Annotated in this window: 17 protein-coding genes and 2 riboswitches; of the genes, 2 read left to right on the forward strand and 15 right to left on the reverse strand. The window is 66.8% G+C overall.

Features of this window, described 5'->3' with window-relative positions; translation table 11 throughout:
- Nucleotides 1-74: 74 nt before the first annotated feature.
- The 5 genes from C7G41_RS09390 to C7G41_RS37710 all read right to left on the reverse strand — a co-directional run bounded on the left by C7G41_RS09390 (nt 75) and on the right by C7G41_RS37710 (nt 9,265).
- Nucleotides 75-1,367 (reverse strand): aminotransferase class III-fold pyridoxal phosphate-dependent enzyme, encoded by a 1,293-nt coding sequence (locus C7G41_RS09390; RefSeq protein WP_106942306.1) that lies wholly within the window; start codon nt 1,365-1,367, stop codon nt 75-77.
- A 10-nt stretch (nt 1,368-1,377) separates the two neighbouring features.
- A complete protein-coding gene (locus tag C7G41_RS09395) occupies nt 1,378-2,958 on the reverse strand; it encodes a hydantoinase B/oxoprolinase family protein (protein WP_199198273.1) in 1,581 nt (526 codons plus the stop codon).
- The gene (locus C7G41_RS09400) at nt 2,955-4,964 is read right to left on the reverse strand and encodes a hydantoinase/oxoprolinase family protein (protein WP_106942308.1); all 2,010 of its coding nucleotides are present in this window, start codon (nt 4,962-4,964) and stop codon (nt 2,955-2,957) included. Before C7G41_RS09400 ends, C7G41_RS09395 begins: the two co-directional genes overlap by 4 nt.
- 489 nt (nt 4,965-5,453) lie before the next feature.
- Nucleotides 5,454-6,896, reverse strand: a complete 1,443-nt coding sequence (locus tag C7G41_RS09405; protein WP_106942309.1) for a PepSY domain-containing protein — start codon at nt 6,894-6,896, stop codon at nt 5,454-5,456.
- Between the two features lie 11 nt (nt 6,897-6,907).
- Nucleotides 6,908-9,265, reverse strand: coding sequence for a TonB-dependent siderophore receptor (locus tag C7G41_RS37710; protein ID WP_199198274.1), 2,358 nt, complete (start codon nt 9,263-9,265; stop codon nt 6,908-6,910).
- A gap of 116 nt (nt 9,266-9,381) precedes the next feature.
- Nucleotides 9,382-9,584, reverse strand: a riboswitch (cobalamin riboswitch).
- 72 nt (nt 9,585-9,656) lie between these two features.
- Here C7G41_RS37710 and C7G41_RS09420 point away from each other — a divergent pair.
- Complete coding sequence (locus C7G41_RS09420) at nt 9,657-10,229, forward strand: histidine phosphatase family protein (RefSeq protein ID WP_199198275.1); 573 nt, start codon at nt 9,657-9,659, stop codon at nt 10,227-10,229.
- Here the strand turns inward: C7G41_RS09420 and cobT are convergent, their stop codons facing one another.
- The 8 genes from cobT to cbiT form a co-directional block, all read right to left on the reverse strand.
- Complete coding sequence (cobT, locus tag C7G41_RS09425; RefSeq protein ID WP_106942312.1) at nt 10,230-11,282, reverse strand: nicotinate-nucleotide--dimethylbenzimidazole phosphoribosyltransferase; 1,053 nt, start codon at nt 11,280-11,282, stop codon at nt 10,230-10,232.
- Nucleotides 11,283-11,297: 15 nt separating this feature from the next.
- Complete coding sequence (gene cobF / locus C7G41_RS09430; protein WP_106942313.1) at nt 11,298-12,047, reverse strand: precorrin-6A synthase (deacetylating); 750 nt, start codon at nt 12,045-12,047, stop codon at nt 11,298-11,300.
- 45 nt (nt 12,048-12,092) lie between these two features.
- Nucleotides 12,093-12,770 (reverse strand): energy-coupling factor ABC transporter permease, encoded by a 678-nt coding sequence (locus tag C7G41_RS09435; RefSeq protein WP_106942314.1) that lies wholly within the window; start codon nt 12,768-12,770, stop codon nt 12,093-12,095.
- 36 nt (nt 12,771-12,806) lie between these two features.
- A riboswitch (cobalamin riboswitch) is annotated at nt 12,807-13,027 on the reverse strand.
- Between the two features lie 45 nt (nt 13,028-13,072).
- Nucleotides 13,073-13,804: a uroporphyrinogen-III C-methyltransferase gene (gene cobA / locus C7G41_RS09440; protein ID WP_106942315.1), complete on the reverse strand. Its 732-nt coding sequence runs from the start codon at nt 13,802-13,804 to the stop codon at nt 13,073-13,075.
- Nucleotides 13,801-15,111 (reverse strand): cobyrinate a,c-diamide synthase, encoded by a 1,311-nt coding sequence (locus C7G41_RS09445; protein ID WP_106942316.1) that lies wholly within the window; start codon nt 15,109-15,111, stop codon nt 13,801-13,803. The genes cobA and C7G41_RS09445 overlap by 4 nt, the downstream gene beginning before the upstream one ends.
- Nucleotides 15,111-15,893, reverse strand: a complete 783-nt coding sequence (cobM, locus tag C7G41_RS09450) for a precorrin-4 C(11)-methyltransferase (RefSeq protein WP_106942317.1) — start codon at nt 15,891-15,893, stop codon at nt 15,111-15,113. The genes C7G41_RS09445 and cobM overlap by 1 nt, the downstream gene beginning before the upstream one ends.
- On the reverse strand, nt 15,890-16,258 hold the full coding sequence (locus C7G41_RS09455; RefSeq protein WP_199198276.1) for a cobalamin biosynthesis protein: 369 nt from the start codon (nt 16,256-16,258) through the stop codon (nt 15,890-15,892). The genes cobM and C7G41_RS09455 overlap by 4 nt, the downstream gene beginning before the upstream one ends.
- Nucleotides 16,255-17,436, reverse strand: a complete 1,182-nt coding sequence (cbiT, locus tag C7G41_RS09460) for a precorrin-6Y C5,15-methyltransferase (decarboxylating) subunit CbiT (RefSeq protein ID WP_106942319.1) — start codon at nt 17,434-17,436, stop codon at nt 16,255-16,257. Before cbiT ends, C7G41_RS09455 begins: the two co-directional genes overlap by 4 nt.
- Between cbiT and C7G41_RS09465 the strand changes: the two genes are divergently transcribed.
- Complete coding sequence (locus C7G41_RS09465; protein ID WP_106942320.1) at nt 17,435-18,181, forward strand: cobalt-precorrin-6A reductase; 747 nt, start codon at nt 17,435-17,437, stop codon at nt 18,179-18,181. The two genes, cbiT and C7G41_RS09465, sit on opposite strands and share 2 nt — an antisense overlap.
- On the opposite strand, the gene cobJ is transcribed toward C7G41_RS09465, so the two are convergent.
- Both cobJ and C7G41_RS09475 read right to left on the reverse strand, forming a co-directional pair.
- Complete coding sequence (cobJ, locus tag C7G41_RS09470) at nt 18,157-18,891, reverse strand: precorrin-3B C(17)-methyltransferase (protein ID WP_106942321.1); 735 nt, start codon at nt 18,889-18,891, stop codon at nt 18,157-18,159. The genes C7G41_RS09465 and cobJ overlap by 25 nt on opposite strands.
- Nucleotides 18,888-19,619, reverse strand: coding sequence for a precorrin-2 C(20)-methyltransferase (locus tag C7G41_RS09475; protein ID WP_106942322.1), 732 nt, complete (start codon nt 19,617-19,619; stop codon nt 18,888-18,890). The genes cobJ and C7G41_RS09475 overlap by 4 nt, the downstream gene beginning before the upstream one ends.
- Nucleotides 19,620-19,621: the final 2 nt, after the last annotated feature.

A 19,621-nucleotide genomic window follows, 5' to 3' on the forward strand; every position in this document is an offset into this window, starting at 1 on the left:
TAACGCAGCGTCGCCCGGACTTGCCAGCCGGCGCCTGCACATCTGCATGGTGTGCGCTGCACGATCCCCGCTCATTACTGTTCCGCATCGGCAACATCCAGGCCATGGTCGAGCGCATCCAGAAGCTGCTCGGCCTCATGCTCGGAAATCACGAGTGGTGGTGCGAGGAACAGCGAGGTCTGCTCACCGCTGGTCCCGATCACGGCACCGGCCTCCAGCGCCCGCTCCGCGACGCGCGAGGCGATCGGCACCTCGGTGGTGTCGGCGTGCCAGGAGCGCCAGTCCGGCCCGTGCAGCTCCACGGTCCAGTGCAGCCCCTGCCCGGCCACGCGCTGCACGCTCGGATGCCTTTGCGCGATGGCGAGCAGGCGGCGGGTGAACAGCTTTTCGAGAGCCCCGACGTGCTCCAAAATCTTGTCTTCGTTGACAACCTTCAGGTAGGCGCTGACCGCGGCCATGCTGATGGGATGGCCGCGCAGCGTGCCGTAATTCTGCCAGCTCGTGCCCTTGAGCCGCTCGACGACGTCTTTCGACACCACCACCGCGGCAACCGCTGCCGCACCGCCGCCGAGCGATTTTCCAAGCGTCACGATGTCAGGACGGCTTTCGGCGCCCTGGAACGCGAACCAGCGCCCGGCGCGACCCGCACCGGTCACCACTTCGTCGGCGATCCAATATGAACCAGCCTGCCGCGCGCACCGCGCCACCTCATCCTGATAGGCGCCGTCGTAATAGATGCCGCCCTGCGTGTAGTCGATGATCGTCGCTGCGGTATCCGAAAGCAGGCGCGTGGCATCGGCCAGATATTCGCTGGGGGGAACATTGTTGGCCGGCGCGCCGTAGATCGCGCCATCCGGCGCCGGCAATATCCGCACCGGCGCCATCGGCGCCGGCAGCTTGGAGCCGCCGGAGTGCACAGCGAGGCCGCCATGCCATTGCGGCTGCACCGTCATGCTGCGCGACAGGCCGGTGATGCCGTGATAGGCGCGTTCGCGCGTTGCCAGCGCGGACCGCTGCGTCAGCGCCTGGCACAGCGACAGCGCCATGTCGTTGGCCTCGCTGCCGCTGATGCAGAAGCGCACCGCACCGACCCACTCCTCTTCGCCCTTGAAGGCGGTCGCCATCAAATCGTCAGCGGCCTGCTCGCGGCCGACCCAGGTCCAGCCTTCGTTCACGACGGGGGTGTCCGCGGCACGGCGGATCGCCTCCACCATCGCGGGATGGCGATGGCCCAGCCCGCCGCCGGTGTTGCTGCCGTCGATGAGCTTGCGGCCGTCTGACAGATGAAAATAGACGCCCTCGCCGCCGACCACGGCCATGGGCGCGCTGTCGCCGGCATTCAGCCCGGTTCGCAACAATCTGCTCATTGCAATCCCTTCATTCCGCGGCCCCGGCGCCGTAGCCACCGCCGCCGCAGGTCTCGATCGTGACGAGATCGCCTTGCTGCAGCACCAGGTTCGACTTGCCGTCGATCGCGACGTTCGCGCCCTGCCTGATCAGCGAGATGCGACAGGCCTTGCCGGGCTCGCCGCCCTGCATGCCGAACGGCGCTATCACCATGCGCTCGATGCAGGTGGTCAGGTGCATCGACGGCGCCAGAATCCGATAGGTACGGATGACGCCGTCCCCGCCGCGATGGGCTCCCGTGCCGCCGGAATGCCGGCGAATGGCCTGCTGCTCGACTTGGATCGCGTAGTTCGCCTCGATCACCTCGACCGGCGTGTTCGAGGTGTTGGACAGATGCACCCGGGTCGCCGAGATGCCGTCTCGATCGTGACGCGCGCCCTCGCCACCGCCGTGGACCTCGTAGAGCATCTTCCACGAACCGTTTTGCCGCGGTTCGGCAAAAAACAAGACGCCCGCCGTGGTCGCACCGCCGGCAGACAGGCGCTCCGGAATGGTATCCTGCATGGCGCGGAAGATCGCATCGACGATGCGCATCGACGTCTCGTGGTTGCCGGCCGCCACCGAGGCATTCCACCCCGGCTCCAGGATCGAGCCCGGGCGCGTGATGATTGTCAGCGGCCGCAGCGCGCCCGCGTTCTGGTGCATGTCGCGCCCGCTCATGATGCGCGCGGCATAGGCCACTGCGGAGCGCGCCATGAACGGCGTCGTGTTGCAGAAATTCGAGACGCGGTCGCAGCTTCCCGAGAGGTCGAAGGTCGCTTCGTCGCCCGCAATGGTGATCTTGACATGAATGCGCGCGGGCGCGTCGTTGACGCCGCCGTCGTCCAAATAATCCTCGCCCTCGTAGATGCCATCAGGCAGATCGCGCAACGCCTCGCGCATCTCGAATTCGGAGAGATCGTGCAGGCGCGACTGCGCCGCGGTGAAGACCGCCTTGCCGTGCTCGCGGCAGAGCTCGACGATCCGCTTCTCACCGGCTTTCGTTGCGGCGATCTGGGCGAGAAGATCGCCCTCGCAGGACTCGGGATCCCGAACATTGGCCTTGAGCAGCTGCACGATCGGCGTATTGACGCCGGCTGCCGTGGCGATCAGAACCGGCGGAATGCGCATCGCTTCCTGGAAGGTGTCGATCGCTTTCGCAAAATAGCTGCCGGGCCAGGTGCCGCCGATATCGGGCCAGTGTGCGAGGCTGACCACGAACGCCACGATTTCGCCGTCGACGAAGACGGGGCGCACGACCTTGACGTCGTTGAGATGGTTGCCGCCGAGCGGCCCGACATTGTAGATCAGTGCGTCGCCGTCGTTCAGGCTGTCGCGCGGCACCACCTTCAGCAACTCGAGGACCGTATAGGCCATCGCGCCGAGATGGATCGGGATGTCGCGGCCCTGTCCGACCAGGTCGCCGCGGCCGTCCGTGATCGCCGACGACAGGTCGCCGGCCTCGCGCAGCAGCGGCGAGCGCGCCGAGCGCGTCATCACCAGGCTCATCTCCTCGGCCGCGGCCGAGAGCCCGTGCCTGATGACTTCGACGACGAACGGATCGAGCTTCATGAGGCCCCCCGCGTCAGGAACAGATTGCCTGAAACCTCCGGCCGCGCCTGCCAGCCGGGGGGGACCACCACGGTCGACCATGCGTCTTCGATGATGGCCGGGCCGCTGACGATCTCGATCAGCGAGGCGCGATCGATGATGCTTGTGGCGATGTCGTGAAAGCCGTCGAACGAGCAGATGCGCTCGCCGCTGGATACTGTCCTGACCGCGACGGCCGGCCGGCTCACGACGGTGCTCGACGGGCGGCGTGCCTGCACCCGCACGGATTCGATGACGCAGCTCTCGCCCGTCGCATAGCCGAACAGCTCGTGGTGCCGGGCCAGAAAATCCTTCTTCAGCGTGTTGACGTCGAGCGGTCGCACGAACGGTACCGGAATAGCGTCGTTTTGCGCCGCGTAGCGCATCAAGGCCACCAGCTCGACCTGAATCTCGGTCGCGGCAACGCCGTTGGCGATGAGCGGCGCCGACGCATCGTCGATCAGCACTCCGATCCGCTCGGACACCCGGGCGAGGTCGATGCCGTCGAGCGCGGCGCGCAGGGTTTGCTGCTGGAGGAAGCTGAAATCGGCGGTGAGACAGCCCAGCGCCGAAAACGCGCTGGATGCGCTGGGAACGACGACGTCGGCGATCCCGTAGAGATCGGCAAGACCCGCGGCGTGCATCGGGCCGCCACCGCCAAAGGCGAGCAGCGTGCAGTCGCGCCCGTCGATGCCGCGCTCGACCGTGACACGGCGAAGTGCGCGGGCCATGGTCGCATTGGCGACCTTGATGATGCCGAGCGCGGTTTCGGTCAGGCTCAGCCCCAGAGTGCGCGCGATCGGCGCGATGACATCACCGGCGGCCTTGATGTCGATCCCGATCCGGTCGCCGAGCCTGGTTTCGGGATTGAGATAGCCGAGCACGGCGTTGGCGTCGGTGATGGTCGGCTCGGTACCGCCGCGGCCGTAGCAGGCCGGTCCCGGCTCGGAGCCGGCGCTTTCCGGTCCGACCGTCAGGCCGCCGGGGCCGTTGCGGACGATCGATCCGCCGCCCGCCCCGATCGAGTGCACCGCGAGCATCGGCTGGCGCAGCGGCTTGTCGCCGAGCATGCGGCCGTCCGTCATCTCGGCCTGGCCGTCGACGATCAGGCAGACGTCGGTCGTGGTACCGCCCATGTCGAAGGTCAGCATCCGCGATGTGCCGAGCTGGCGCGCGATGCTGACGGATGCGGAGACGCCGGCCGCGGGGCCCGACATAGCCATCACCAGCGGCCGGCGCTTCACGGCCGAGATCGGAACCATGGCGCCGGCAGAATGAAACACCTGCAGGCCGGGGCCGATCGGCAGCCGCTGCTCCAGCTCGCTGAGATACTCCACCGCGATCGGCATGGCGGCCGCGTTGAACACGGTCGCCGAAGTCCGCTCGTATTCGCGCGCTTCGGGATTGACCTCGTGCGACAGCGAGACGTGAGCAACGACGCCCTTGAGCCGCTCGCCGAGCATTTTCTCGTGCACGGGATTGGCATAGGCGTGAAGCAATGCGACCGCGACACTCTGCACGCCGGTCTCCTTCAGCCAGGCCACCAGGCGCCCGATCTCCGCTTCATCCAGCGCCTTCAGCACCTTTCCTTCGTGATCGAGGCGCTCGGCAAGCCCGAAGCATCGTTCCGGCGGCACCAGCGGCGGTGATTTCGGCGGAATGTCGAGACGGTAGAGATCGCGGCGGCGATAGCGCGCAATCTCCAGCACGTCGGCAAAGCCCTCGGTCGCCACCAGCGCCACTTTCGGCAGCCGTCCCTCGACGATGGCGTTGGTCACGCGCGTGGTGCCGTGGACGAAGCGCTTGACCTCGCTCTTGCGCAGGCCCACCGCCTCGATCGCTTCCAGCATCACCTGAACCGGAGCCTGTGGACGCGATGGCACTTTCGCGATCCTTGCCTCCGCGGGGGAGCGCCGGATCGCGATGATATCGGTGAAGGTGCCGCCGATATCGGTGCCGACCTCCCAGTGATTTTCGTCAGTGCTCATGTGTGGGGTCAGCTACGGCCGACGTTCGAACCGGACGCCGGGTGCTTCGCGTCGGTCGCCAAGTTCAATTCCAAACCGAGAGCGCTCATCATCATCCCCTGTCATGCCACTGCTTGCGAGCGTGCGACAGAGCGATGGGCTCGGGATAGGGCCGGAGTTGTCGCAACGCACAGGACCAGCCCGGGACCGGCGCGGCGCGCCGAGGCACATTTTAGTGCAGCTCTGCCCGCATCGAGAGCACGTCGGTGCGGATCGTTTCAGGCGAGATAAGTGCAGCGCACCACGAATTTCCCCGGACGAAACGCGATATCCGTTGCATTGCAATCCAGGCGCGGCGTACGGACTGTCTAATTTGCAGGCGATCAACCGGCGCTACGGGCCATGCGATTGCTCATGAGCTATGCATGGCAGTCGGCTCAGCCTCTCTTTATTGTACGATCAGTAAGCGGTATTTTGCCCGCTCAACGCATCGCGACCTCGCCCCGGCTTTCAGGCTGCGAATGACGGACGCAGGCGGCGCCAGCCGATAACGATGCCCGTGATGGAGAACAGAAAGCCGAGGGCGCAGAGCCCGACGACCAAACCGTCGCGCAGCAACGGATGCGCGACGAGGACCGGAAAATCCAGCGTGTGCAGCGCACCGTAGAACCAGCGATAGGCCCGCCGCGATGGATCCAGCCTTTGCAGCAAATTGCCGTCGGCGCCGTCGATATCGAACCAGAGCTCGCCGCAGTGCGAGCGGTAGACCGGGCCACCCGGGACGGTGGACTGCGCGGGATAGTTGTCGTTGTCGCCAAGTGCGGACGGTGCGCCGCAGCCGGCCGCGAGGCGCGCGGTCAGCACTTGGACCTCATGCCCATCCAGATATCCCGTTGGTCCATCGCGGGGCGCATCTCCTGCCTTGATCAAGGTCTGACCGGCAAGGCCCGTCCGATCCCGCCGATAGAGAGTGCCGTTGAAGGAAAACCATTCGATTTCACGGGCCGACGGCGATACAGGCTGCCGATCGAGCGATGGGGCAGCTGTCCAGTTCGGTGGGGCGTTCATCACGCTGGATTCAGCCGAAATCAATTGCCCGCGCGAGAACAGCCGCCCGTGATCCATGGAGAGCCAGCCACTGAAAATCCAGGTCAGCACGAAGACCATCGATGCGAGGCCGATGAGATGATGCAGGGCATGCCAGCCCCGATAGGGCGAGCCAATCAGACCGCCGCGAGGTTTGATCCGCGCAAGCCCGAGCACAGCGCCAAGCAAAGCTGCGATTAGGGCCAGCAACGACAAGGTCCAGACCACGCGATCCCACAGCGACCAGTTGCTTCGCAGGACCGTTGGATAGATCCAGTGCAGCACACTCCCGACCAGATTCCAGGCGCGCTCGTAGCGCGTCGTATCCAGGACGATCTCGCCGGTGAGCGAGGAGACATAGACCTCCGTTGCGGCGGCGTCGCCCAGGCCAACCCGAAACAGGGGCCGGTGGCGGTCGAAGCCGTTCGGCACGCTCCATTGGTCATAGTCCGAGCGCGCAACGATCGCGGCCCGCGCGGCCCGCGCGGCCTCAAGCCCGCGGCTGCTTGCGTGATCTCGCGCGATGGCCAGCGCGACGTCGGAAGACGCGACCGACGCGTCGCCCCCATCGGAGGCGCGGACTGCGCCTGCGCGCGATTGCCCCGTGACGACATAGACCGGTCCGTCGCTGCGCTGGATCAGGCGAACGCGCGTCGCATCCGCGATCCCGCTCGCGGCCACGGCATTGTCGACCGCAACCCTCGTCCCAGCGCGATCCAGCGGCACGAGTCCGGCAAAGCGTTCCGCTTCCGTCAAGGACGGAAACGGAACGAAGTGCATCACGATTCCCGTCGCGAACCACATCGCGAACAGCAGGCAGAACGCGATCCCGAGCCATCGATGCAGCAGGACGATCGCGCGCATCATCGATCAGTGTCCTACCATTTGAACGCAGCCGAGATCTCGTAGGTCCGCGGCGCGCCCAAGAGGATCTGGTCGGGATAGAACGGATCGCCCCAGATCGCGTAACGCTTGTCGGCGATGTTGCGCACCCGGAAGGTCAGGCGGGCCTGGTCGACCGCATTGAACACCGTCTTGGGGATGTCGACGAAAGCATAGACGTCCGCGACAGTGTAGGCCTTCAGCGTCACGGTGTTGGCATCGGTGTTGTAGCGGTCGCCGACATGGCGGCCGGTGATACCGAGCTCGACTGCCCAGGGCGTGAAGAACCGATACGACGCGCCGGCATTGGCGACGACGCGCGGCACGTTCGGCGGCGTGTTGCCGGAGAACGAGCCGCCGACAAAATTGTAGTCGGCGTAGCGCGCATCGACATAGGCGATGTTGCCCCAGAGACGCACAGGCTCGATCGGGCGGACCGAGGCGGCAAGCTCGACGCCCTTCGACTCCTGCCGTCCGGCGAGGTTGAGCTGCATGCCGCCGGCGGCGGCATAGACGTTCTTGCGCAGGATGTCGTAGGCCGAGAACGACCACTCCGCCCGGTTGTCCCAGAACAGGTGCTTGACACCGGTCTCATAGGTGCGCGCGGTGGTCAGGTTGAGCGGATCGGTCGGATTGAGCAGGAAGATGTTGTTGGCTGCGATGTCGGCGCCGGTGGCGTACTGGCTAAAGAAGGTCAGGCCCGGAACGGCTTCCCAGGTGTAGCCGATACGCCCCGTCGTCGGGACCCAGGATTGCGAGAACGGGAAGTTCGCCTTCTCCAGACCGAACTTGTCGGTCGAATTGCGGTCCAGCCCAATATGCTCGACACGCAGGCCACCAACCAGCGCAAAGCTGCGCGTGAGCTTCAGCCGGTCCTCGAATGACAGCGCCTCATTGTCGATGCGCGCGGTCTGCTGCTGGATGGTGAGCAAGCCGTAGTAGCCGCGAGGCGGATCGACCAGCGGAACGGAATCGCCGGGGAAATTTGCGGCGCCCGGCCGCACGAAATCAAGGTAGCTTGAGGACAGCGTCGTGACCAGGCGGTTGTCAAAGCCGGCGATATTCGCGTCCCAAATTAGGTCGGTGATGTTGCCGACCAGGCGTTGGCTGTGCGCGACGTAGAAACGCTCGCGATCCACCATGTTGGTACCGGAATTGAATGCCTCGACCTCGTTATTGAACCACGTGCGCTCTGCGCCGTAACCATAGGCCTGACTCTTCAGCGTCAGGTCTGGTGCGAGCTTCAGCTCGAAACCGCCGCGCAACCACACCTCCTGCGCGACGTTGCGATTGTCGAGGACGTTGTAGTTCGTGTTGAAGGTGCGGTCGTCAATCGTGACGGCGCCGAGATTGGTTTTGTTGTAGTTCGAGACATAATTGCCGGACACGATCCCCGTCGTCGCGTGGGAGCCGCTGAAGGCAATCGGCACCAGCGGCGAACCCCAATAGGCTTTCGAGCGATCCTCGCGGTACTCGATCGCGCCCCAGACCTTGAGGCTATCGGAGATGCGGTAGTTGAGCTGGCCCGACACGTCGAGCGTCTTGGTGTTGGTGTCGTCGGCAAAGCCGTTGAGCGAGGAACGACTGACGTCGAAGCGGTAGTCCAGCCCCTGCACATTGGTGCTGCCGCCCGAGCCGTAATGCGCGCGGAACGAGTTCAGCGAATCCCAGGAGAAATCCGCCTCGTTCCGGATCGCTCCGGTGTGCGGCTGCTTGCTGACGAAGTTGATCGCGCCGCCGGCGGCGCCCTCGCCTGACATCAGTGACGCCGGACCCTTGAGGAATTCGACAGCCTCCAGATTGGCCGTGTCCATGATCCGCGAGGTCATGTTCTGCGGACCGATCTTGATGCCGTTGTAGAGCGTATTGATCTGGCTGTTGGTGAAGCCGCGCATGGAGAAAGCCGAAGGCTCGGCCGGATTGTCGCCGGCTGTGACGCCCACCGCGCCCTGCGCGACGTCGGACACGGTGCGATAACCCTGCTCGCGCATGGTTGCGGCCGAGATCACCTCCACGGTCGCGGGCGTTTCGCGCACGGTCAGGCCAAGGCGCGAGGCGCTTTCGGCGACGGCATTGGTGTTGAGCGGCGATTGCGCCGCTGCGATCGGCACGACAGGCTTGGGCACTGCGGATGCAGTCACCGGCCGGCGCGCTGCTGCGCGGCGTGAGCTCTGCGCGTCCCGTGCGGCCGGGCTGGCCTGCCTGCGGGCTTGTGGCGCCGAGACCTCGACAGGCGGCAGTGGCTCGCGGGCCTGCTGCGCCAAGGCCGCTGGCATGTCGATGGCGACAAAAGATGTGAGCGCGGCGGATGCGAGCAGGAGCGCGCGCGGTCGTACAATGTGAACAGGAGACACGGTCTTGGACCTCGGTATGACGTCAGTGGCACGTCACAGCGAACCAAGGTCCCATCTTCCGGCTTGTAAGCCTTCCGATGAAGCCGAATGTCTGTACTCCCCGACCGACATCTTCGCGTGTGACCACGGCTGACGGCAGGTCTCCTGGCTCGCGGGTCAGTACCTTGCGTCGCCTTCCCGGGACCGAGACACCCAGTGGCACGTGACGCAAGATTCGCCGCTTACAGTTGCGGGGGCAGCCACGGCATTGGGGACAACTTCCCCGCACCGCATTCCCTTTTCATCCCCTCTCGGGGAAACCGTCGCGAGCATCTAGGATTACGATCCAGACAGAGTCAATGTGTCAGGTGCGGCGTTATTGCCACAACGAGCAGTTTCCTTGGAGATAAGCATGGAAGGCGAGACCTTCCTCTGGCTGATACGGCACGCGCCCGTCGATGGCGTCACCGGGACCATCCATGCAGCCGACGCGCCGGCCGATCTCGGCGCTCGGGCCCAGCTGGAGGCGCTGCGGCAGCGCCTGCCGCGGGACGCCGCGAGCTATGTGAGCCCCGCGCGGCGCACGGTCGAAACGGCCCGCGCGCTCGGGCTCGAGCCGGTGCAGGTGGACGAATTCAGCGAGCAGAACTTTGGCGACTGGACCGGCCGTCGGCATGACGAACTCGCCGCCACCGGTGGCGAGGCCTATGCACGGTTCTGGAGCGATGCGGCGCGTGGACGGCCGCCGGGCGGCGAAAGCTTTGAGGATCAGGTCGCGCGGGTCCGGCTGGGTCTCTCGCGGATCGCAGCCGGGGCCGCAACGCTCGTCGTGCATTCCGGCACGATCCGCGCGGCGCTGTGCATCGCGCTGGATCTGACGCCACAAGCGGCCCTGCGCTTTGTGATCGATCCGCTGTCGCTAACGCGGATCGACCGGCTCGCGACCGGCTGGCGCGTCGTCTACGTCAATCAGCGGACGATTTGATCAGGCCGGACGATCAGGCACATTGGCTTGCGCAAAGGTCGCCATCCCGTTGTGGAGCGCGCAGGCCGACCGCACCAGCGGCAGCGCGATGGCAGCACCCGATCCTTCGCCGAGCCTGAGATCGAGGCTGATCAGCGGCTGCACGTTCAGCGCGCGAAGCACCAGCCGATGCCCCTGCTCCGCGGATTGGTGCGAGGCCAGCAGGAACGGCTGGCACGAGGGATTGAGCCGCGCCGCCACCAGCGCCGCGACCGACACGATGAAGCCGTCGATCAACACGGGGATGCGGCGCTGTGCAGCCGCGATAATTGCACCACAAATCGCCGCGATCTCGAGACCGCCGACGGCGCACAGGATCTTTTCGGGCGAACCGCCCGCAATGCCATGACGCGCGATCGCGGCGTCGATCACCCGCGCCTTGTGCGCACGCCCGGCCGCGTCGACGCCGGTGCCGCTGCCCGCGATCTCCTCCGCGCTCACGCCGAGCAAGCCGGCCGCGATCGCCGCCGATGTCGTGGTGTTGCCGATGCCCATCTCACCGAAGATCAAAAGATCGGGTTGCCCGGCCTGCGCGCGCGTCACCGCACGTAGGCCGGCTTCGAAGGCGAATGCCAGCTCTGTGGGGGTGAGCGCAGCTTCGGCGCTGAAATCGCGCGTGCTGCTGCGCGGTTTGTCGGTCACGATTCCAGCCATCTCCTCGTGCGCCAGCGTGCCGGCGTCGACGACCTCCAGGCTGGAGCCCAGTTCACGCGCGAGCACCGAGATCGCGGCACCGCCGGAGGCAAAGTTCGCCAGCATCGCGATGGTCACTTCTTGCGGATAGGCCGAGACGCCCTGGGCAACGATGCCGTGATCGCCGGCGAAGATAATGATCGGCACCCGCGCCGCGCGCGGTTGCTCGGTTGCTTGCAGGCCCGCAAGCTCGATCGCGAGCTGCTCGAGCCGGCCGAGCGCGCCGGTCGGTTTCGTCAGTTGCGCCTGCCGCGCCACCGCCGCCTCGCGGTGGACTGCGGAGCTATCGGGGCACTGTTGGTAGACCCATTCGGGGAGCATACTGCCTCGCTTGCCTCACGGCCTGCGCTTGAGGATGTAACTGTCCATGATCCAGCCGTGCCGTTCGCGCGCTTCCTGCCGGACGGCGACGATACGCAGGCCGATCTCGCCAAGCGCGCCGGACATGACGACCTCATCGGGCATGCCGAGATAGGCTCCCCACCAGATGTGCAGGCCCGCCGGATCAAGCGACTGGAACGCCGTGCCGCCGTCTAGCATCACCACCACGGTATCGACACCTGCCGGCCAGCCGCCATCGCGCAAGCGACGTCCCGTCGTGACCAGAAAGGGCTCGCCGATGTCATTGAGCGGCAGCGCATGCGCCGCACACAGCGCCTGGATCGAGGTGATGCCGGGCACGACATCGATGTCAGGCAAGGGATTGAGCCGCCGCGCAATGCGCAGCGAGGAATCGTAAAGCGAGGGATCGCCCCAGATCAACAGCGCGACCTTGCCCTCGCCTTTGAGATGATCTGCGATCGTCTGCGACCAGGCCGCGGCCACGGCATCATGCCAATCGTCCACGCCCTTGCGATAGTCCGCTTCAGCGGCGTCGCGGACGGGCAGATCGAACTCGGCGATGCGCGTCGTGTCGCTGGTGAGCACATCGGCACAGATCGTCCGCCTGAGATCGGCGAGGTCGGATTTGGCCGTCCCCTTGCGCGGGATCAGGACGAGATCGGCCGCGTTAATGGCCGTGATCGCGGCGCGCGTGAGCTGCTCGGGATCGCCGCAACCGATGCCTATCAGGGAGAGCGTGAGCATCGTGGCTGCGAAGGGCGGCCATCACGGCCGCCCGTTCGCTTGTCTCTAGGCCGCGTTGTGCAAACGCGGAGTGACGAGGCCTGCTGCGGTGACGCCGCGCAGCGACTTCGCCAGCGCCAGCACGCCGAGATCGGCGAGCGGCTCGATCACGATGACCAGCGCATAGGACGCCGCGAAGGTCGCGATGTTGGCGAGATTGGTCGCACCGAAGCCGGAGCCATAAATCGCCCAGAACGCCACCCAGGCGATGACGCCCGCCTGATAGGTCGTCGAAAGTGCCAGCGCCTGGCGGTACTTCAGATCGACATAGGCCGTGTTGCGCGAAATGATTCGCGTGGCGATCGCCTGGATCCCGAACAGCGGAACCAGCAGCGTGGTGACGTTCATGCCATATTGCGGCAGGTCGGGCGGCTCGAAGAAGATGCCCTGGAACAGCAGGCCGAACGCGAGGCCGAAGGCCGCAGGCGCAGCTCCAAACAGCAGGAACAAGGTCGAGCCGAGGATGAAGTGCACTTCGGAGACGCCGACCGGGAAGTGCGGCAGGATCTCGAAGAAGATAAACACGAGTCCCGTGGTGGCGAGTGTGCGCGCCGCGAACGACGTGATGCCCTGCTCGCGCACGGTCTCGACGGCGAGCTTCAAGGCAACGCCGCCGACGGCGACGCCGGTTGCGTAACTCAACACGAGCTTGGCGTCCGAGACTAGTCCTGGTTCGATATGCATGGCTCAGATCCTTCTTGCCGTCACACCCGACGGCCTTGGCCTCAAAACGTGCACGGCCGGTCTCCTGGCTCGCGGTTCACTGGGAGTCTCCGGCCTTCCCGAACCTTGCGGCCCAGTGGCTGATCGAAGTCCCTCACCGCTTACAGTCGCGGGGGCGGCTGAGGTTTTGGGCGCCGCAACTGGGTCCGCCCATCCCCATTCCCGATTATGCTCCGGCGCTTTGCGCCGCGTCGAGCACCATGCCTCTCCTGTGTGCCCCTTTCGCCAGCCGGGCGTCAAGTGGCGAAGGGCGGCCGAGACCGTCATGACGGATAATCCCCCGCCAGCGCGCCGAACAGGATGACGGCCGCCGTGGAGGCCGCCCCGCCCCGCGCAAGCTGCTCGGCAAGCTCCGAAATAGTGGTGCGGACCAGCCGCTCATCGGCACGGCCGAGCGATTCGGCGAGCAAGGCCGGCGTGGTTGGGGCGAGGCCGTGCTCGATCAATTTTGCGACAAGGGCCGGAAACGTCCGGCGGCCCATATAGACCACAGTCGTCGCTTCCGGATCAGCCAGCGCCACCCAGTTGAGGTTTGGCGGCAGTTCGCCGGTGATGTCCGCGCCGGTAATGAACTGCACCCGGCGCGCGGTATGGCGCCGGGTCAGGGGAATCCCGGCCTGGGCCGCAGCGACGCAGGCCGTCGTGACGCCCGGAATGATCTCATAGCCGATGCCCGCTTCACGCAACGTCTCGAGCTCCTCCTCGAGCCGGCCAAAGATGCCGGCATCGCCCGACTTCAATCGCACCACGCGCGCGCCTGTTACGGCGTAGTCGACCAGCAGGCGGTTGACGTGGTGCTGCTTGGTCGAGGCCCGCCCTGCCCGCTTTCCCACCGCGACGAGATTGGCGCCGGGCCGGGCCAGATCGAGGATCGCGCCCGAAGCAAGATCGTCATAGAGCACGACGTCGGCTTCGCGCAGGCGCGCGGCACCCTTGAGCGTGAGGAGCTCGGGATCGCCGGGGCCGGCGGAGACGAAGGACACAAAACCGCTCACCGGTCCTCCGCGATCAGATGGAAGAACGTGCCGGTAGCTTGCCCCCGCCGCGAGCCGGTCTCGGCGATGACAGCGCCTGTCGCGTCGTGCACGACCGCCAGCGGCGTGTCGGGCTGCGCCAGAATCGTCGAATAGTGGAATTCGTGGCCACGCAGGCGTGCACCCGCCTGATGCCCCGGCATCGGTGCGGCGAGCTCGGCGAGACGATAGCCCAGATGCATGCGGCGTTTGGCAAAGCTCGTCTCCAGGCCGAGCAGGCCCGTCATCTCGTGGCTGATGCCGTCGGCGTCGGTCAGGGCGCTGCCCAGCACCATATAGCCTCCGCATTCGCCGTGCACCGGGCGCGTCTCGGCGAAGGCGCGCAATCCGCTGCGGAAGCGCGCATTGGCCGCGATCTTGCCGGCCTGCAGCTCGGGATAGCCGCCAGGCAGCCAGCACACATCGGCGCCCGGATCAGGGCCCTCGTCAGCGAGCGGCGAGAATGTCGAGATCTCGGCGCCCGCCGCGCGCCACGCTTCCAGCATATGCGGATAGACGAAGGAGAACGCGGCGTCACGGGCCAGCGCAATGCGCTGGCCCGGCGGCGTCACGTTGACGTGGCTTGCGGCAGGTTGCGGCGACCAATTAGCAGCCGAACGCAGCACCGCGTCGAGATCGACATGTTCGGCGACGAAGCGCGCGGCCTCGTCGATCAGCTTGCCGATCTCCGCCTGCTCCTCGGCCTGCACCAGTCCGAGATGCCGCTTCGGCAGGCTGATTTCGGCATGGCGCGGCAGTGCGCCGAACACGGCGATGCCGGCATCCAGCAGCGCGCGTCGCACGAGGGCTTCGTGGCGCGGGCTGGCAACGCGATTGAGCACGACGCCCGCAAGGCGCACGCCGGGACGGTAGTCACGAAGGCCCGCGGCGATCGCCGCCGCAGTTTGTGCCTGTCCCGAAGGATCGATCACCAGCAGCACCGGCCAGTCCAGCATCTCCGCGATGTCGGCGGTCGCCCCCGTGCCGCTGACGCCACGCGCGGCGACGCCGTCGAACAGGCCCATCGAGCCTTCGGCCAGCACGACATCGGCGTCAGTGCCGCGGCTGACGAGATGCGAGATCGTCCCGCGATCCATCGCCCAGCTGTCGACGTTGACCGAAGCGCGTCCCGTAGCGGCGGCATGAAATGCGGGATCGATATAATCGGGGCCACTCTTGAAGCACTGCACCCGCAATCCGCTGTTGCGCCAGGCGCGAGCAAGCGCCAGCGTCAGCGTCGTCTTACCGACGCCGGAGGCCGGCGCGGAGATGACGAGCCCTGCCGCCATCACGACACCTCCGGAAAGCGCGGCTCGGCGCCGACCGGCCGGTAGCGGCGGTCATAATCGGCAGCATAGAGACGGCTCTCGGAAAAATCCGCCGAGCCCAGCGTCTTGCCGACCAGGATCAGCGCGGTGCGCTCCATCTCGCTGCCGACGGCAGCATCGAGTGTTGCGAGCGTGGCGCGGACGATGCGCTGGTCGGGCCAGCTCGCACGCCAGACGATCGCGACCGGGCAATCCGCGCCGTAATGCGGCGTCAGCTCGGCAATGACCTTGTCGAGCAGATGGATCGACAGATGGATGGCGACCACCGCGCCCGTGGCGGCGAAGGCGGCGAGCTTCTCACCTTCGGGCATCGCGCTGGCGCGGCCCGGCGTGCGCGTCAGCACCACCGATTGGGCAAGGCCGGGCAGCGTCAGCTCGGCCTCCAGCGCAGCCGCGGCGGCCGAGAAAGAGGGAACGCCGGGCGTGATGGTGTAGGGAATGCCGAGCGCGCGCAGGCGGCGGAGCTGCTCGCCCATCGCCGACCAGATCGAGAGATCGCCGGAATGCAGCCGCGCGACGTCCTTGCCGTCGGCATGCGCGGCAGCGATCTCCGCGACGATTTCGTCGAGCGACAGCGGCGCGGTATTGACGATGCGCGCACCGGGCGGGCAATGCGCCAAGACGCCCTCGGGCACCAGCGAGCCGGCGTAGAGACAGACCGGACAGGCGGCGATGAGGTCGCGGCCGCGCAGCGTCAGCAAGTCAGGAGCACCCGGCCCGGCGCCAATGAAATGCACCGTCATGCGCCGTCTCCTTCCGCGATCGCCGCGGTTGCGGTGCGATCCTGCGAGACCACCCGCGTCGCGATCAATCGCGCGCGAGGCCCGGCCGCAGCGAGGGCCGCCGCTTCGGCGACCGATCCCGTCCCGAACTTTTCCGCGACGAGTTTTGACTGCGTCGGCGTCTCGATGCCGGCCAGCATTTCGGCGGCGACCGCCTTGATCGGCACGCCGCATTCGCGCGCAAGCTGCTTCAGCGCGTCCGCGTCGGCCTTGTCGCTGATAGTCGCTACTGCTGCGAGGCCTTCGGGACCACCGGCCGCCAGAAGCGCCTCACGCAGCGAGGCCAGCGTGACATCCTTTTTGAATCCGAGCCCAGCGACCTTCATCGGACCGCGCTCCATTGCACCACGGGCCGCACCGCCGCCCAGGACCGGTAGCGGCCAAGCGGAGTGGCATGCGCAATCTCGACCCGCATCAAGTCGCCGCCGTGGCGCTGGTGCAGCTCACCCAGCAGCGCTTCCGTTTCCAGCGTTACTGAATGCGCGACCAGCCGCGTACCGGGCGAGAGTCGCGACCAGACCGCGTCGAACATCGCGATGTCGAGGCCGCCGCCGATGAACACGGCGTCAGGCGCGTCCAGCGCAGCAAGGGCTTCCGGCGCTTCACCTGTAACGATGGTGATCCGATGCGCCAATCCGAACGCGGCCACATTGCTGCGGATATTGCCGGCACGATCCTCGCGCGCCTCGATTGCGATCGCCGTCCCGCCGCACAGTGCCCACTCGACCGAAATCGAGCCCGAGCCCGCGCCAATGTCCCACAGCCGTTCACCGGGACGCGGCGCCAGCGCCGAGAGCGCGAGCGCACGGACGGGTCGCTTGGTGATCTGGCCGTCATGGGCGAAGAGTTCGTCCGATAGTCCGGAGCTGCGAGGAAGACCCTGCGTTCCTCTCGCCTCCACGGCCACCGCGACCAGACTTCCGGCAAGATCGCCTGCGAAGCTGTCGGCGCGATGCGCGTTGATCCTTTCGCGCGGCCCGCCAAGCGCGGTGAGCGTCCAGAATGCCGAGGCACCCCATCCGCGCGCCGTCAGCCATTTCGCGAGATCGCCTGCCGCCTTCGCGTCGCGCACGAGGCAAATGATGCGTGCACCTTGCGCCAGATGCGGTACGAGACGCTCGAATGGCGCGGCATGGAGACCGAGACAGGCAATCGCTTCGAGGCGCCAGCCTAGTCGCGCGGCGGCGAGCGAGAAGGTCGACGGCGCGGAATGTGCAATCCACTCGCCGGCGTCCAGCCTCTCGGCGAGGCTCGTGCCGGCCCCGTGCCAGAACGGATCCCCGGAGGCGAGCACGACCGTTGGCTCGCCGCGGCGGCTCAGCACGATCTCTGCATCGAACGGCACCGGCCATGGACGGCCGCGCCCGCTCACGCCGGCCAGTGCAAGATGCCGTTCACCGCCAAAGACAGTTTCGGCCTCATCAAGCGCCTTTCGGCTTGCTTCGGACAGCCCGGCGAGGCCATCTTCGCCGATACCGATGATGGTCAGCCAGGGATCAGCCATGACGCGCGCCCTCATTCTGGGCGGAACGGCCGACGCGAGCCTGCTCGCGGCGGAGATCGCGCGCGCAGGCATCGGCGCCGTTTATTCCTATGGCGGCCGCACACGCGCGCCCGCCGGTCAGCCGCTGCCGACACGTATCGGCGGTTTTGGCGGCGTCAGCGGTCTTGCCGATTACATTCGCAGGGAAGACATCACGCATGTGATCGACGCGACGCATCCCTTTGCCGCCGAGATGAGCCGCAATGCGGTCGCGGCATGCGCGGAAACCGGCACGCCGCTGATCGCGCTGGAGCGCGCGCCCTGGATGAAAGCGCCCGGTGACAACTGGATCGAAATTCCTGACGTCAACGCCGCGGTCGCCGCACTGCCCGAGGCGGCGGCAAATGTGTTCCTCGCCATCGGCCGCCAGCACATCGCGCCGTTCGCGACCAAGCCGCAGCACGCCTACACGCTGAGATTCGTCGATCCGCCCGATGCGCCTCTGCCCTTCGCCGCGGACGTCATCGTGTCGCGTGGGCCTTTCACGCTCGAGGGCGAGCTGGAGATGATGCGCGCGCGAGGCATCACCCGGATCGTCGCCCGCAATTCGGGCGGCGACGGCGCGCGCGCCAAGATCGGCGCAGCCCGCAGGCTCGGCCTGCCCGTGATCATGATCTCGCGACCGCAACTGCCGGAACGATTGCGGGTCGAGAGCGTGGCCGCGATCATGCAGTGGCTGGGTCATCGGGCCTGCCTCGGCGCATAGACCCAGCGGCCAACGCGGCGCGTCTGCGAGTTGCCGACGATCACCAATGTACGCATGTCGGCCATTTCAGGCGTCGCTTCGTTCAGCCTGACGGTCTCGATCTTTTCATCAGAGCCGCTGATCGCGCGCGCGAAGATCACGAGGCGCTCGCCGCAGCCGGCCTCGTTCAACACTGCCAGCGCTCGGCCAAATCCTTCCGGACGGCTCGCCGAGCGCGGGTTGTACATCGCAATCGCAAAATCGGCTTCCGCGGCGAGCCGCAGGCGCTTCTCGATCACCGTCCACGGCTTGAGATTGTCCGACAGGTTGATCGCACAGAAATCATGGCCGAGCGGCGCGCCGGCGCGCGCGGCAGCCGCCAGCATCGCAGTGACGCCGGGCAGCACCCGGATCGGCAGCTCCTGCCATTGCGGCGCCTGTTCGAGCGTCTCGAACACGGCGGAGGCCATCGCGAAGACGCCGGGGTCGCCGGAGGACACGATGACGACTTGCCCGCCTTCGGCCGCGCGCCGCAGCGCCTCGCTCGCGCGCTGCAGCTCTTCGCGATTGTCGGAGGGATGCAGCGTGAGTCCCGGTCGCGGCGGCACGCGCGCGACATAGGGCGCGTAGCCGAGAATGTCGGTCGCGGCGGCAAGCGCGGCGGAGACCTCGGGCGTCACCAGCGCATCGCTGCCCGGCCCGAGGCCTGCGATGGTCAGCGTGCCCGTCATTCGGCGGCGTCCGGATGCCGGCCCTTGCCGTGCACGAGCACGATCGCGAAATACGGGCAGTCGGCGGCATCGATCTCGGCGAGCCGCACCACGCGCTCGCCCGGCATGGTGCCGCGCTCGACCAGCCACGCGTCGTCCAGCCGTCCGGCGGACGCGAGCGCGCGGCGCACCTTTGCGAGATTGCGCCCGGTCTTCATGATCACGAGCGCATCGGAATCGCGCATGCGGCGTTCGAGCTCGTCCTCGGCGAGCGTGCCCATCAGCACCGTCGTCACGTCATCACCGAGCGCGATCGGCTGTCCGACGCCATTCCAGCAGCCGACCATGCCGGGAATCCCGGCGATCACCTCGATCTCGACGCGGCCCTGCAGGCGCGTGTGCAGATGCATGAAGGAGCCGTAGAAGTAAGGATCGCCCTCGCAGAGCACGACGACATCGACCGCGCGCGCCAGCCGCGCCAGACGTTCCGACCATTCGTCGTAGAAGCCAGCCAGCAGCTGGACGTATTGGGGCGTGTCGAAGGCGATCTCGATGGTGACCGGATATTCCATCGGATATTCGGTGACGTCGGCAGCCAACATGCCCTCGACGATGCGGCGCGCCTGGCCGGGCCGGCCCTTCTTGCGGAAATAGGCGACATGCCTCGCGCCGCGTACCGTGCGATCGGCGCGCACGCTCATCATATCAGGGGCACCGGGGCCGAGACCACAGCAGATGATGCGTCCCATCG

Source organism: Bradyrhizobium sp. MOS002 (assembly GCF_003020115.1).
In the GTDB taxonomy this organism is placed as follows: Bacteria; Pseudomonadota; Alphaproteobacteria; order Rhizobiales; family Xanthobacteraceae; genus Bradyrhizobium.

Bases quoted from the DNA above. Each gene is read 5' to 3' on its own strand.
- C7G41_RS09390 (WP_106942306.1), bottom strand. From the start codon at position 1,367: ATGAGCAGATTGTTGCGAACCGGGCTGAATGCCGGCGACAGCGCGCCC.
- C7G41_RS09395 (WP_199198273.1), bottom strand. From the start codon at position 2,958: ATGAAGCTCGATCCGTTCGTCGTCGAAGTCATCAGGCACGGGCTCTCG.
- C7G41_RS09400 (WP_106942308.1), bottom strand. From the start codon at position 4,964: ATGAGCACTGACGAAAATCACTGGGAGGTCGGCACCGATATCGGCGGC.
- C7G41_RS09405 (WP_106942309.1), bottom strand. From the start codon at position 6,896: ATGATGCGCGCGATCGTCCTGCTGCATCGATGGCTCGGGATCGCGTTC.
- C7G41_RS09420 (WP_199198275.1), top strand. From the start codon at position 9,657: ATGGAAGGCGAGACCTTCCTCTGGCTGATACGGCACGCGCCCGTCGAT.
- cobT (WP_106942312.1), bottom strand. From the start codon at position 11,282: ATGCTCCCCGAATGGGTCTACCAACAGTGCCCCGATAGCTCCGCAGTC.
- cobF (WP_106942313.1), bottom strand. From the start codon at position 12,047: ATGCTCACGCTCTCCCTGATAGGCATCGGTTGCGGCGATCCCGAGCAG.
- C7G41_RS09435 (WP_106942314.1), bottom strand. From the start codon at position 12,770: ATGCATATCGAACCAGGACTAGTCTCGGACGCCAAGCTCGTGTTGAGT.
- C7G41_RS09445 (WP_106942316.1), bottom strand. From the start codon at position 15,111: ATGGCGGCAGGGCTCGTCATCTCCGCGCCGGCCTCCGGCGTCGGTAAG.
- cobM (WP_106942317.1), bottom strand. From the start codon at position 15,893: ATGACGGTGCATTTCATTGGCGCCGGGCCGGGTGCTCCTGACTTGCTG.
- C7G41_RS09455 (WP_199198276.1), bottom strand. From the start codon at position 16,258: ATGAAGGTCGCTGGGCTCGGATTCAAAAAGGATGTCACGCTGGCCTCG.
- C7G41_RS09465 (WP_106942320.1), top strand. From the start codon at position 17,435: ATGACGCGCGCCCTCATTCTGGGCGGAACGGCCGACGCGAGCCTGCTC.
- cbiT (WP_106942319.1), bottom strand. From the start codon at position 17,436: ATGGCTGATCCCTGGCTGACCATCATCGGTATCGGCGAAGATGGCCTC.
- cobJ (WP_106942321.1), bottom strand. From the start codon at position 18,891: ATGACGGGCACGCTGACCATCGCAGGCCTCGGGCCGGGCAGCGATGCG.
- C7G41_RS09475 (WP_106942322.1), bottom strand. From the start codon at position 19,619: ATGGGACGCATCATCTGCTGTGGTCTCGGCCCCGGTGCCCCTGATATG.